The 12,537-nt window shown below is 64.9% G+C and carries 13 protein-coding genes; 7 read left to right on the top strand and 6 right to left on the bottom strand.

All coding sequences use genetic code 11. From position 1 onward, the window contains the following. Nucleotides 1-40: 40 nt before the first annotated feature. Nucleotides 41-766 carry a glutathione S-transferase family protein gene (locus tag SynWH8101_RS12450; protein ID WP_130130531.1) on the top strand — a complete coding sequence of 242 codons (726 nt, stop codon included), beginning with the start codon at nucleotides 41-43 and terminating at the stop codon, nucleotides 764-766. Here the strand turns inward: SynWH8101_RS12450 and SynWH8101_RS12445 are convergent. After that, on the bottom strand, nucleotides 678-1,448 hold the full coding sequence (locus SynWH8101_RS12445) for a DUF6816 family protein (protein WP_130130018.1): 771 nt from the start codon (nucleotides 1,446-1,448) through the stop codon (nucleotides 678-680). The two genes, SynWH8101_RS12450 and SynWH8101_RS12445, sit on opposite strands and share 89 nt — an antisense overlap. On the opposite strand from SynWH8101_RS12445, the gene SynWH8101_RS12440 reads away from it, so the two are divergent. Further along, entirely contained in the window at nucleotides 1,447-1,713 is a 267-nt protein-coding gene (locus SynWH8101_RS12440) for a chlororespiratory reduction protein 7 (protein WP_130130017.1), read from the top strand. The two genes, SynWH8101_RS12445 and SynWH8101_RS12440, sit on opposite strands and share 2 nt — an antisense overlap. Here the strand turns inward: SynWH8101_RS12440 and SynWH8101_RS12435 are convergent. Next, nucleotides 1,664-2,269, bottom strand: a complete 606-nt coding sequence (locus SynWH8101_RS12435; RefSeq protein WP_130130016.1) for a shikimate kinase — start codon at nucleotides 2,267-2,269, stop codon at nucleotides 1,664-1,666. The two genes, SynWH8101_RS12440 and SynWH8101_RS12435, sit on opposite strands and share 50 nt — an antisense overlap. Before the next feature lie 72 nt (nucleotides 2,270-2,341). On the opposite strand from SynWH8101_RS12435, the gene SynWH8101_RS12430 reads away from it, so the two are divergent. Together SynWH8101_RS12430 and SynWH8101_RS12425 are read left to right on the top strand one after the other, a co-directional pair. Then, complete coding sequence (locus SynWH8101_RS12430; RefSeq protein WP_174719522.1) at nucleotides 2,342-3,268, top strand: 6-carboxytetrahydropterin synthase; 927 nt, start codon at nucleotides 2,342-2,344, stop codon at nucleotides 3,266-3,268. Nucleotides 3,269-3,279: 11 nt separating this feature from the next. Continuing rightward, nucleotides 3,280-3,972 carry a dihydrofolate reductase family protein gene (locus SynWH8101_RS12425; protein ID WP_254427972.1) on the top strand — a complete coding sequence of 231 codons (693 nt, stop codon included), beginning with the start codon at nucleotides 3,280-3,282 and terminating at the stop codon, nucleotides 3,970-3,972. Here SynWH8101_RS12425 and SynWH8101_RS12420 read toward each other — a convergent pair. Further along, entirely contained in the window at nucleotides 3,942-4,382 is a 441-nt protein-coding gene (locus SynWH8101_RS12420) for a hypothetical protein (protein WP_254427971.1), read from the bottom strand. The two genes, SynWH8101_RS12425 and SynWH8101_RS12420, sit on opposite strands and share 31 nt — an antisense overlap. Nucleotides 4,383-4,478: 96 nt before the next feature. On the opposite strand from SynWH8101_RS12420, the gene SynWH8101_RS12415 reads away from it, so the two are divergent. Both SynWH8101_RS12415 and SynWH8101_RS12410 read left to right on the top strand, forming a co-directional pair. Continuing rightward, on the top strand, nucleotides 4,479-5,675 hold the full coding sequence (locus SynWH8101_RS12415) for a GNAT family N-acetyltransferase (protein WP_130130014.1): 1,197 nt from the start codon (nucleotides 4,479-4,481) through the stop codon (nucleotides 5,673-5,675). Nucleotides 5,676-5,684: 9 nt separating this feature from the next. Continuing rightward, nucleotides 5,685-6,104: a DUF4346 domain-containing protein gene (locus tag SynWH8101_RS12410; RefSeq protein WP_165380991.1), complete on the top strand. Its 420-nt coding sequence runs from the start codon at nucleotides 5,685-5,687 to the stop codon at nucleotides 6,102-6,104. A gap of 1 nt (nucleotide 6,105) precedes the next feature. On the opposite strand, the gene SynWH8101_RS12405 is transcribed toward SynWH8101_RS12410, so the two are convergent. The 3 genes from SynWH8101_RS12405 to rimO all read right to left on the bottom strand — a co-directional run bounded on the left by SynWH8101_RS12405 (nucleotide 6,106) and on the right by rimO (nucleotide 10,561). After that, nucleotides 6,106-7,680 (bottom strand): B12-binding domain-containing radical SAM protein, encoded by a 1,575-nt coding sequence (locus SynWH8101_RS12405; protein WP_130130013.1) that lies wholly within the window; start codon nucleotides 7,678-7,680, stop codon nucleotides 6,106-6,108. A 269-nt stretch (nucleotides 7,681-7,949) separates the two neighbouring features. Next, on the bottom strand, nucleotides 7,950-9,188 hold the full coding sequence (locus tag SynWH8101_RS12395) for an MFS transporter (RefSeq protein ID WP_130130012.1): 1,239 nt from the start codon (nucleotides 9,186-9,188) through the stop codon (nucleotides 7,950-7,952). Then, the gene (gene rimO / locus SynWH8101_RS12390) at nucleotides 9,185-10,561 is read right to left on the bottom strand and encodes a 30S ribosomal protein S12 methylthiotransferase RimO (RefSeq protein ID WP_130130011.1); all 1,377 of its coding nucleotides are present in this window, start codon (nucleotides 10,559-10,561) and stop codon (nucleotides 9,185-9,187) included. The genes SynWH8101_RS12395 and rimO overlap by 4 nt, the downstream gene beginning before the upstream one ends. A 95-nt stretch (nucleotides 10,562-10,656) precedes the next feature. Here rimO and SynWH8101_RS12385 point away from each other — a divergent pair, with 95 nt between their 5' ends. Continuing rightward, nucleotides 10,657-12,522, top strand: a complete 1,866-nt coding sequence (locus SynWH8101_RS12385; protein WP_130130010.1) for a mechanosensitive ion channel family protein — start codon at nucleotides 10,657-10,659, stop codon at nucleotides 12,520-12,522. Nucleotides 12,523-12,537 lie beyond the last annotated feature (15 nt).

The following is a 12,537-nucleotide window of genomic DNA, read 5'->3' as shown; positions in this document are numbered from 1 at the left end:
AGAATCACCGCTACTCTGCCGGTCCCTCGGCTGTCCGGTGATGCTGGAGCTCCATCAGTTCCGCCATTCCGCCTTCTGCCTGAAGGTGCGCATGGTGCTGCAGGCCAAGGCCCTGAGCTATCGCGTGGTGGAGGTCACCCCGGGCGTGGGTCAGCTGGCTGTCTTTCGCCTCTCGGGCCAGCGTCAGCTGCCCGTTCTGGTGGATGGCGACACCGTGATCGCTGATTCCTCGGCGATCGCCCGCCACCTGGAGTCGGTCGAACCCGAACCCTCTCTGATCCCTCAGGACGCGCGCGACGCGGCTCAGGTGCATCTGATCGAGGACTGGGCCGACACCACCCTGGCCCATGCCGCCCGTCTTGCCTTGGTGCAGGCGGCGGCGAGTGATCCCGAGCTGCGGGTGGCACTGCTGCCTGATGATCTGCCAGAACCACTGCGGCGCACGCTGGCCGGATTGCCTGGTGGTTGGCTGCAGGGGCTTGGCGAGGTGCTCGATCAGGGGGAGCGTGCCGCCATGTTCACCAGCCTGCAGCGGCTGGCTGCGGCTGTCGAGACCACGCCCTGGTTGGTGGGAGATCAGCTCTCCATGGCCGATCTGGCGGTGGCTGCCCAGCTTTCGCTGCTGCGTTTTCCCGCGTCATCCGGTGATGGCCTGGCGGGTCGGGGCGTGCCTGGACTCAGTGATCACCCCCAGTTGCAGCCCCTGTTCGCCTGGCGGGATCGTTTGGAGACCCGTCTGTTTCAGGTTGATCCGGCAGCCGTGTGAGCGTGAGCTTGTAGTGCGCGCGTGCCAGAGGAGCAGCGTCCAGTCCCTGCTCGGGCCCGCTGAAGCGAGCCTGCCATTGATCGGCGCAGATGTGCTCCACCGCCGCTGGGCTGGGTGTGCAGGGGTGGTAGCGGCTGAGGGTTTCCACCCGGCTGATCCTGGGCGCTCCCGGGCCGTGGATGATCTGAAGCACCAGTTCGTCGGTTGTGAACGGCTCCTGCTGCGGATCGCTCTGCCTCCTGCCGATCACAGTGGTCTCCAACAGCTGGTCGTTCTGCAGCCGGGCCAGTTGTCGATTGTGATCGTCAGCTGGCTGCTCCACCGTCAACAAGGCCGAACCCAGCACCGCTCTGCCGATCGCGAGGGCATTGAAGGCGCGATCGGCCACGACACGCTGCTTCGCATCAATGAGAAAACGGGCCTGATGGCGGAGCGGTTCGCCGGTCTCCCCTTCCGCCGTCAGATCGAGGCTCGTGACCTGCCACTCGCCGGCAAACCAGGCCGGATACAACAGATCCCCACGGCGATCGGGGCGCGGCAACGGCGCCGGCAGCTGCCAGTCGGGCCAGGCCTGCAGGCGTTGCTCCAGCAGGGTCGCGCTGCCATCGGCCCGCACCGGGATGGCGAGGCACAGCAGCAGCAGCAGAGCCACGATGATCGGACGCAGCAGTCGTCGCACCATGTCTGATCCCCTGATTCGTGCCTGCGATCACTATGTGGTTCTGGAGCCTGGCCAGTCGGAGCGGTTTCTCTCCGCTACCGACACCGTGACATGGCTGGAAGGCCAGCTGGCCGCCCTGGAGACCCTGCCCGACGACCTCGTGGCCTGCGGTTCCCTCACGGCTGCAGCCCGGAGACTGCTCGATACCGCTTGTGATCTGGAGATCTCCCCAGGGCTCACTCTGCAGTGGTTTGCGGTGCGCCTGGAGCCCCCTGAACGGGATTGAGCACGGCGGGAATGGCGTCGAGGACGCGCTGGGCCACCTCCTCCGGTGCGTCATTGGTGATGTTCAGCTGCACATCCGCTTCGGCATAGAGGGGCCGTCGTGCGATGAACAGAGTGTCGAGCGTTGCTGCTGGGTCAGCGCTGCGCAGCAGGGGGCGTTCGCCCGGATCCCGACGCAGCCGTTGCAACAGCTGGTCACGGTCGGGATCCAGCCAGACCACCAGCCCCTGATGCAGCACGCCCCAGTTTTCGGGTCGCGTCACAATGCCGCCGCCGGTGGCCACCACCAGCGAGTGGCGCTGGCCGATCGCCTGCAGCACTTGGGATTCCAAATCGCGGAACCCCTCCTCCCCCTCCTCCTCAAACAGCTGGGGAATCGAGCGTCCTGCCACCTGCTCGATGACCGCGTCGGCATCCACGAAGCCATAGCCCAGGCTCGCGGCCAGGGGGCGACCACTGCTGCTTTTGCCGCTGCCCATCATTCCCACCAGATAGAGATTGCGCCCTCCGAGGCGCGCTTTGAGGGGATGGGGCAGGGGCTGGGAAGGGTCAGTCATGGCGAGGGGCGGCGGCCGTTCGGACGGCGCAAGCTGCGAACTCCCTAGGATGCCGGCGGGTCGAGGGATGCCATGGCTGACAGTTCTGCGATGGCTTCCGCTCCCCACGGCCAGGGGCGTGGTTGTGTGATCACCCGTCGCGCCTGCTTCAGCGCCAGCCATCGGTACTGGTTGCCGGAGCTTGATGCGGATGACAATGCCGCCCGCTTCGGGCCCTGCACCCTCGCACCCGGACACGGCCACAACTACGAGTTGATCGTGTCCATGGCCGGACCTCTTGACGCCGATGGCATGGTGCTCAACCTCTCTGAGGTAAAGCATGCGATCCGCTCGGAGGTCACCGACGCGCTCGACTTCCGCTTCCTCAATGAAGCCTGGCCGGAGTTTGATGTCACCAGACCAGAGGGCTGTCTGCCTACCACCGAGGCCCTGGTGCGCGTGATCTGGCATCGGCTCTCCGCCCACCTCCCTCTGGTCGCCCTGCGGCTTCACGAATCACCAGGCCTCTGGGCCGACTACCTCGGACACGGCATGGACGCTTACCTCACCCTTCGCACCCACTTCGCTGCCGCTCACCGACTGGCGCGACCCGAGCTCAGCCAGGAGGAGAACGAGCGGATCTACGGCAAATGCGCTCGCCCCCATGGGCATGGTCACAACTATCTGGTGGAGGTGACCGTGAGGGGGAGCATCGATCCCCGCACAGGCATGGTCTGTGATCTGGCAGCGCTTCAGAGCCTGCTCGACGACCTGGTGGTCGAGCCCTTCGACCACACGTTCCTCAACAAGGATGTGCCCCATTTCTCCACCTGTGTCCCCACAGCGGAGAACATCGCTTTGCACATCGCCGACCGGCTCGCGTCGCCGGTGCAGGCGATCGGCGCCCATCTGCACAAGGTGCGGCTGCAGGAAAGCCCGAACAATGCGGCTGAAGTGTTCGCTGAGGCGCCGCAGCTCAATATGGCTCCCGTTGGCCTTGAGGCGGCGATGGCCTCCTGAACGCCTCGCCCTTGGCCGGACCCTCTGCTGGCCCCTTGCCCCAGGTGCGCCTGGTGCTGGCCATCAGTCTGGATGGACGGCTGGCGCCGCCGGCGGGCGGTGCCGCCCAACTGGGTGGAGCCGGTGATCGTCGGGTTCTCGAGGAGGCCCTGGCCTGGGCGGATGGGGCCCTGATCGGTGGCGGAACCCTCCGAGCGCATCACTCCACCTGCCTGATCCGCAATCCGCAGCTGCGCGAGCAGCGGTTGCAGCAGGGCCGGCCCGCCCAGCCCGCCGCCCTGGTGGTGTCGCGAGCCGATGCCTTTCCCCAACACTGGCCTTTTTTTGGCCAGCCGATCCGGCGCTGGTTGCTGTCGCCCGCCAAGGACGGGGCGATCCCCAGCGGTTTCGATGGGCGGTTGCCGTTGGCTGAATGCTGGTCGGGCACGCTGCAGACCCTGGCTCAGCGGGGCTTGTCCCGTTTGCTGTTGCTGGGCGGGGCGCGGCTCTGTGCCGGATTGCTGCAGGACGATGCGGTGGATGGGCTGCAGTTGACCCTCACCCCTCGGCTGCTGGGGGGACAGCACTGTTGGCTGCCGGCGGACACCCTTGGGCTGCCCGCCGACCTCGGCTCATCCGCTGCCTGGGGGTTGGAGGCGGTCGAGCCACTGGAGGGCGATGAGCTGATGCTGCGTTATCGACGCCAGCGTTCCACCAGGGTCTGAAGCGGCAACTCCTGCAGGCTTGATTCCGACAACCCGAGCATCGAGGCGATGCAGCGTTTGATCACCACTTCCGCATCGTCGCCCACTCTCCCGGCCACCAGTTCACTGATCACGCCCAGCTCCCGTCCCGTGCGGCTGGTTTCCCGAATCAAGCAGGCACTCACCGGTCGGGCCAACGAACGGCAGGGCTGTTCAACCAACCGGTTCAGCTCCGGTTCCAGACTCTCCCCCGCCTGTTGGCTCACCAGTTTCCGGCATTCCTCGGCCAGGCGTGATTCGATCCGCGGTCGCATCATCTGCAGGATCGGTGCGAGCAGCCCTGCCCTGGCCGGAGCCAAGGCGAGCTGAGCGCCAGCCAGGCTCAAGCCGGTCGCCAGGACCCAGCGCCAGGGGGAGGATCGAGCGATCACGGCAGACGGCGGCAGGGTCTTGATTCTGCTCGCTGCGCTGTCGCTTTGCTCCAGGGTTGTGGTTAGGGTCACGCCGCCCCTTTGCTCCAGGCGGCGATGGCCTCTCTGTCGGCCCGATGGCACCGGTCTTTGCAGGAGATTCCCGAAGCCGACTGGGAGCGGCTGGTCGGAGAGGACGCCATCCCCTTCTACCGCTGGCGCTGGCTCACGGCCCTGGAGGCCTCCGGAAGCATCGCGGCGGACCAGGGCTGGCAGCCGCTTCATCTCGCTTTGCGCCGCGACGACGACACCCTGGTGGCCGTGGCACCCCTCTATCTCAAGGGGCACAGCTACGGCGAGTTCGTGTTTGACCAAGCCTTTGCCCGCCTCGCCGCCGACCTGGGCCTGCGCTACTACCCCAAACTCGTGGGCATGAGTCCGGTCAGTCCGGTGCAGGGGTATCGCTTCCATGTGGCGCCAGGCGAAGACGCCGGAGCTCTGACGGCTCTGATGCTGCGCCTGATCGATGACTTCGCTGCTCGCAACGGCATCCTCAGCTGCAACTTCCTTTACGTGGATCCGGCATGGCAACCCTTGGCTGAGGCGGCCGGCTGTGCCTGCTGGCTCAATCAGCAGAGTCTCTGGTCTGCCCAAGGGCAGGAGCAGTTCGCCGACTATCTGGCTGGCTTCAATGCCAACCAGCGACGCAATATCAAACGGGAGCGCCAGGCGGTGCGAAAGGCGGGGATCAGTGTGACGCCCCTCACCGGTGCGGCGCTGACCCCTGCACTGCTTGAGGCCATGCATGGCTTCTATGCCCAGCACTGTGCCCGCTGGGGTCCGTGGGGCAGCAAATATCTCGAGTCTTCCTTCTTCGATGCACTCGTCGACCCGGAGCTGAGCGCGCATGTGGTGCTCTTCAGTGCCCATCGCGGTGATCCTCACGATCCTGTGGCGATGTCGCTTTGCATTCAGGATCAGCAGCAGTTATGGGGGCGTTACTGGGGCACGCGGGAAGAGATCGATTGTCTGCACTTCGAGGTCTGTTACTACGCGCCGATCGCCTGGGCTCTGGAACGGGGGCTGCAACGGTTTGATCCCGGTGCCGGCGGCAGTCACAAACGGCGTCGGGGCTTTGTGGCCAGGCCTCTGGCGAGCCTGCACCGCTGGTATGACGATCGAATGGATGCTCTGATCCGTGCCTGGCTGCCGCGGGCGAACGGATTGCTGCTGGAAGAGATCGAGGCCATCAATGCGGAGCTGCCGTTCCGCGCCGAGACGCCGGCGTTGGGGCTGTCGGCTGCTGATTTGTAGGGTGACGGCATGGCAGACAGCAGTTCCCCTTCGTTGGTGACCTCAGCGGCAACGGCGGCCCAGGCGCTTCAGGCCCTGGATGACCAGCTCTCCCAACGCTTCATAGCCCTGGATCCCGCCGGATATTTCCTGATCCGTGTCGACGCTGCCGCCGCTGAGCTCGTTGTGGAGCATTACCGCAACGATGTCGACGCGAAGGGTCGCGCCACCGATCCCGAAACCGGGGAAGTGTTGGCCTGCCGTGGTGGCGGCCCGCGCGAGGCCGCTCGGATCTATCGGGCCAAAACCGCCAAAGCGCTGGGGATTCAGCTCACCGAGGGGGAGGGGCCGTTGCCGATCTCCAAACTCGATCATGCCCTGTATCTCGGGCGTGAGCTTCAGAAAGCGGAGCAGGCCATGCTGCAGGGCCTGCCCTACACCCAGGATTGAGTCAGGCCGTCTGCAGTTCCCTGGAGCTGCTCGGTTCTTCCGGAGGCAGAGACTCCAATTGCTCGCGAATTTCTCGCTGCACGATCGAGCGATACTCGAGGAAGTGTTCGTTGTGGGCGAGCACCACGAGAAACTGCTCCAGCAGGGCTGGATTTTGGCGGGCCATGCCAAACATGTAGCGCCAGAAGCGCCAACGGGTGCTGCGTTGGATGCCCTGTCGCCAGATCACAATCGAGAGGGCGCGCAGATCAGTCCAGGTGGGAAGTTTGGCGGTGCCTTTCCAACGCGGCGCGCCCATCTTGAGGTAATAGGAATAGACTCGATCCATGTAGGCGTTCGGCTCATAGAGCGCGCAGAACGCCTCCACATATTCGTTGGCGATGTCGCGGATCGGCCGCGTGGGTTTGAAATTGAGCAGGTTGGTCTGGTTGACCCCCTTGGCGGCGGCCTTGTCTTGAATCAGGCGCCCCTCTTTCTCCAGGCGATGCCAGAGGGCGGTGTTGGGCAAGGCCTGCAACATGCCCATCATCGCCGCCGGAATGCCGGTGCGAGTCACAAAGTCCACGATGCGACGCCCTGCACCTGACTTTTCACCGTCGAAACCGATGATGAACCCTGCCATCACCCGGATCCCGTTGGCGGTGATGCGGTCCACCGCTGCATCCAGCGGATTGCGAGTGTTCTGCACCTTGCGCGCCGTTTCCAGACTCGATTCATCCGGGGTTTCGATGCCAAGGAACACGCTTTCAAAGCGTGCTTCATGCATCATCCGCATCATCTCCTCATCATCGGCGAGATCCACCGAGGCTTCGGTCGCGAAACTGAAGGGATAGCCGCGCTCCTCCTGCCAGGCTTTGATCTGGGGCAAGAGCAACTTGGCGTTGCGCTTGTTGCCAATGAAGTTGTCGTCGACCAGGAAGATCGAGCGGCGCCACCCCAGGTCGTAAAGACTCTGCAGTTCAGCGATCAGCTGTTCGGGGGTTTTGGTGCGTGGCTTACGGCCGTAGAGCACGATGATGTCGCAGAACTCGCAGTTGAACGGGCAACCGCGTGAGAACTGCACGCTCATGGAGTCATAGGCGTCCAGCTCGAGCAGGTCGAAGCGGGGAATGGGGGTGGAGGTCACATCCGGTTTGTCGCCTTGGGCGCTGAAGCGGCCACTGCGATCACCCCGCTGAATCGCCTCCACAAACATCGGCAGGGTGATCTCACCCTCATCCAGCACTTTGAAATCAGCGTCGGCAATCTCGGGGGCATCGGGGGTGGAGCTGGCGTAGGGGCCGCCCACGGCCACCGGCAGTCCGCGTCGCTTCGCTTCGGCGATCTGGCGCTGCATGTCGTCTTTCTGGACGATCATCCCGGAGATCACCACCAGCTCGGCCCACGACCATTCCGCTTCGGTGACCTCGCGTACGTTGCGGTCGACCAGCTTCATCTCCCATTCCTGGGGCAGCAGGGCTGCCACGGTCACCAGGCCCAGAGGCGGCAGAAGGACCTTCCTGTTCACCAGTTCGAGAATTTTCTCGTAGCTCCAGAAGGTCTTCGGGAACTGGGGGTAAACGAACAGCGTGCGCATGGGAAGCGTCGTGGCAGTGGCGGGCGAGACGGAGCTGATGTGGAGAAACGTGGGCTGAGCGAAACGTGACCGCCGATCCCTGGCGCGTGTTCCGTCGCCCTTGCGACGGTGATTGGCCACAACCTTAGGGGGTTTGTCCGCAACGGTGGCTATGTGTCTGGTCTAATAGATGGGACTTGCAAGCACAGCCGTGGGCGTCGTCATCTATTTGGGTCTGGTTGGTGCCGGTCTGGTTGCCGCAGCCACCATCAGCGGTGTTCTGCGGGGCATCAAGCTGATCTGAACGCATCGGTTTCCTCCAGCACGACCCGACCGCGCCGGGCGATTTCCATGCCGGCTAACACCAAGCCGACGGCTCCGGTGATGGCAAAGGTGCTTTTGAGGCCGAGAGTTTGGGTCAGGCCGGCGGCGATGATGCCGCTGAGGCCCCCGCCGCCAAGGAAGGCGATCTGACTCAATCCAGCCATGCGCCCTCGCATCACCTGAGGGGAGCCCACCTGGGTGATCAGGTTGGCGCTGCTGAGCAGTCCAGCCGTGCCGCCACCGATCAGGAAGGCCATCAGCAAAGCCATGCGTTGCGACGCTTCCTGGGCCATGCCCAGTTGGGCGACGGCCGTGATCAGGGCGAAGCAGCCAAGGGTGAGGCAAGGGCGATGGCAGAAACGATGACTGTTGCGTTGCAACACCACCCCCCCCAGGATGCTGCCGGCGGCCAACACGCTCGTGAAAAGTCCCAGGTCACGGGGGTCTGGCCCGATGGTGTCGGTGGCGATCAAGGGGGCAAGGCCGGGGTGGAAGAAGCCCACCAGACAGATCAGGGCTGTGAAGCGCAGCACATGGCGCAGGGTGATGCCGCAATCACGCCAGGCATGCAGCAGGGAGGATCCGGCGCGGTCGACGCTGCGCTTTTCCTGGTCGCGATTCGGTTGTAGCAGCCAGATCACACTGGCAATCGGCAAGAGATAGGTGAGGGCATCGAGGCTGAGGGCTGTGGCGGGTCCCGTCAGGGCCACCAGCCAACCCCCCAGAGGGGGGCCTACCAGCTTGCCTACGTTGAAAATCACGGAAAAGCTGGTCAGGTAGGGCGCCAACTGGGAGGGCTCATCCACCAGCAGGGCGCAGTATTTGTTTCGGGCGGTGAGTTCGTAGGCGCTGGCGATCCCCACCAGCAGGGTGCTGGCAAGCAGCACCGCCACCTGGGCGGCGCCATCGAGCAGGGGAATGGAGAGGGCCCCCAGCAGCCCGGCTCCGAGCAGGGCCCACTGGGCCTGAATCAGCACGGTTTCGCAGCCAATCCGGTCGGTGCGCACACCGGCCGGACCGCTCACCAGCAGGGTGGGCAGGGAGAGGGCGGCGAAGTGGAGGGCCAGCAGCATGGGGTTGGCCGTGCCATCCATGAGGATCCACCCCTTGGCGGTGAGTCCGGCGAACGACCCCGCGGTGCTCAGTCCCGAAGCGAGCAGAAAGATGTTGCGTTGCTGTGGATGCCAGCGCCTCGAACCGCTCACAGGTTGGTGCGTGCTGCCGCCACCATCGCGGCGGCGCCCACCAGATGGCCGCTGAGGTCGTAGACATCGCCGCCGGTGATTTGCACCGGCACCATCGTTCCAGGGCCTGCCTGGAGGTTGTTGGCGCCGGGTTGCACCAGCACCTCACCGTCCACCTCGGGGGCAAAGCGGGCGCAGCGACCGATCATCGCGCCGCTGGATGGGTTGTGCTGCTCAATCAGCACGTCCACGGTCCGTCCCACCCAGGCGTTGTTTCTGGCGGCGGAGATCGGTTGCTGCAGCATCATCAGGCGATCCTTCCGGGCGACCGCCACCTCGGCCTCGACCCGGTCCGGCAGTGTCGCCGCCGCAGTGCCGTCCTCTGGGGAGAAGGTGAACACGCCCACATGGTCAAAGCGCTGACGTTCGAGGAACGTGGCGAGGTGTTCAAAGTGGGCCTCCGTTTCACCGGGAAATCCCACGATCAGCGTGGTCCGCAGCACGGCATCGGGGAGTTGGTCGCGGATCTGATCGAGAAGCCGTTCGTTTACATCCGCCTGCCAGGGACGATTCATCGCTCGCAGCACATCGGGGTGGCTGTGTTGCAGGGGAAGGTCGAGATAGGGCAGCACATTGCTCACGTCGCGGTAGGCGGCCAGCACCTCAGGCGTGAGGCCGGTGGGATAGGCGTAATGGACGCGAATCCAGGGGATCTCCACCTCGCCCAGGGCGTGCAGGAGGTCGGCCAGGCGCGGCTTGCCATAGAGATCGAGGCCGTAGTTGGTGGTGATCTGGCTGATCAGGATCAGCTCCTTCACCCCCTGGGCCGCCAGCTGGTGAGCTTCCGCCACGATCGATTCGATCGGTCTGGAGCGTTGATTGCCGCGCAGGTGGGGAATGATGCAGAAGGCGCAGCGGTAGTCGCAACCCTCCGCCACCTTGAGGTAAGCCACCGCTTCGCCGCTGGTGCGATGACGGGGCAGATGTTCATTGGCCACAAAGGTGGGCACCGGGCTGACCTGATTGACGCGCTCGCCGGCCTCGACCCGTTCCAGCACGTCCACGATGTGCTGGTAATCGCCGGTGCCCACGATCGCCTTGGCTTCCGGCAGTGACTCCAGCAGTTCCTCCTGGAAATGCTGGGCCAGGCAGCCGGCAATGATCAGTTCCTTGCCCTGCTCGGCGAGGCCCACCAGGGTGCGCACCGATTCCTCGCGGGCGTTCTGGATGAAGCTGCAGGTGTTCACCACCACCACGGAGGCGTCCTGCTCATCGCTGCTGACGCCGTAGCCGGCCTGCTCGAGCAGCCCGAGCATGTGCTCGGTGTCTACCCGGTTCTTCTCGCAGCCCAGATGGGCAAAGGCCACGGTGGGCCTCCTGCGCTGCTGAACCATGGGTTGCGCGGCAATACTTCACCTTACGGGGTGTCTGCGATGGGCAGACTGGCCACAGAGACGCGGTCTCGGCCGCGGCAATCCGGTGGTTCCCCGTGCCCTGGCTGCTGACCCTGATCCTGGCGCTGGCCCTGCTGCTCGTCCCCGGGGTGCCATCACCGGCACAGATGCCGGCGCTGGATCCTGCCCCCGTTGAGGCTGGCAGCGAGCAACTGCGCCCCTGGTGGGACACCATCAGCGCCAGTCGCTGTGGCCGGTTCTGGTGCAGCGATGTGGTGCTGTCCCGATTGGCCTCGGCACAGCATGGCGAGATGGTGCTGGCGTATCAGCCCAGCTCGGGGATGGGCAGCACTGCTGCCGCGCTCCAGGCGGAACGTCGTGCCGAGGCTGTGCAGGTGACCCTGGCAGAACTGCGCCAGGCGATGGTGCGACGCTGGCGCGAGCAGCCCCTTGCTCCCCTGCCGGCGTCGGCGGGGCAGGGGCGGCTGTTCTGGTTGTTCAGCACAGCCAAGCCGCTGCATCCGTTCACGCCACCTGTGGCGATCGGCATCCGCAACAAAGCCACCGTGCTTTACCTGCCTGATGCCGCTGACGCCCTGCTGCCACGACAGGTGCTGGTGACCGTCACCCGGCCGGATGCGCTGCAGAGCGCTCTCACCATCGCCGTTTTGGCCGAACGCTGGCGGATGCAGATCCGCGCCTCGCTCAGCGAACAGCTCTGGGGTGCCGAGTACGACCGTCGCTATCCCTTCGCCCGCCTGCAGATCGCTCTGCTCATCCTGCTCGTGGCGGCGGGGGTGATTGTCGTGCTCTCGCTGCTGCGCCATTTGATGCGCCAGCTCCAGCGCCGCCTCAGGCACCGGGAGAACGCCCTCAGGGAAGGGACCCGCCAGTACGCCATCGCGGCGGCGCAACCAGCGCAAACGGAAGCTGCGGCCTCACCCCGTTGGCTGAGTAAGCGTTTTCATCTGCCTGCGGCGGTCGTCAGCCGTCAGGCCCTTGTCACCCAAGGGCTCAACCTGCTGGATCAGGGATTGATGATCGCCAATTTTCTGCGCCTCGTGTGCGGGCTGGCGGCCTTGGTGCTGGTGGCGTTCCTGTTTCCGGTCACCCGCTTCGGTTCGGAGGTCGTGTTTTATCAGGCCATCGCCCTGCTGATCACCTGGTTGTTGCTCTTGGTGGCTCGCTTCGGAGCGTTGTTGGTGCTCAATTACAACGTGCAGAGCTGGGTGCGACGGATGTCGGCCCAGGAGGAGAGCAACCGTCGCTACGCCCTTCGTGGAGTGACCTATTCCCGCGTTCTGCGCGGTGCCCTCACCCTGCTGATGGTGGTGGTGGGCTTGGTGATGAGCCTGCTCCTGCTCGGGGTGGATCAGCGGGTGTTCACCGGTGCTGGGGTGCTGGCGGTGGGCCTTGGCCTCCTGGCCCGCAACCTGCTGGAGGACCTTCTGAACGGAGCGATGAATCTGTATCACGATCGCTACGCGATCGGCGATGTCATCACCATCCCGCCCCACTCCGGCTTTGTGGAGAGCCTCAACCTGTTCATCACCCAGCTGCGTGGCTGGGACGGCCAGGTCATCACCTTGCCGAATGGTCAGATCCGCGTGGTGGAGAACCTCACCAAGGATTGGTCGCGGGTGAATTTCGAGATCGAGGTGCAGCTCGATCAGGATCTGCGCCAGGTGTTGCAGCTGGCGCGCCAGGTGGCTGATGGCCTGGCCGCCGACCCCGACTGGGCCGATTGTCTGATTGGGACCCCGGACATCCTTGGGGTGGATGCGATCAACCATCAGGGTTCCCTGATCCGCATCTGGATCCGCACCCAGCCCCATGCTCAGTGGTTGGTCGGCCGGGAGTTTCGGTTGCGTTTGAAGGAGGCGTTCGACCGCGAGGGCATTGCCGTGGGGCGTCCGATTCAGAGTTTGCAGCTGCAGAAAGAGCGGCCGTCGCAGCGATAATCACGGCATTCGCGC

The organism is Synechococcus sp. WH 8101, assembly GCF_004209775.1.
Lineage (GTDB): Bacteria > Cyanobacteriota > Cyanobacteriia > PCC-6307 > Cyanobiaceae > Synechococcus_C.
This window is presented reverse-complemented; position numbering and strand designations above follow the sequence as displayed.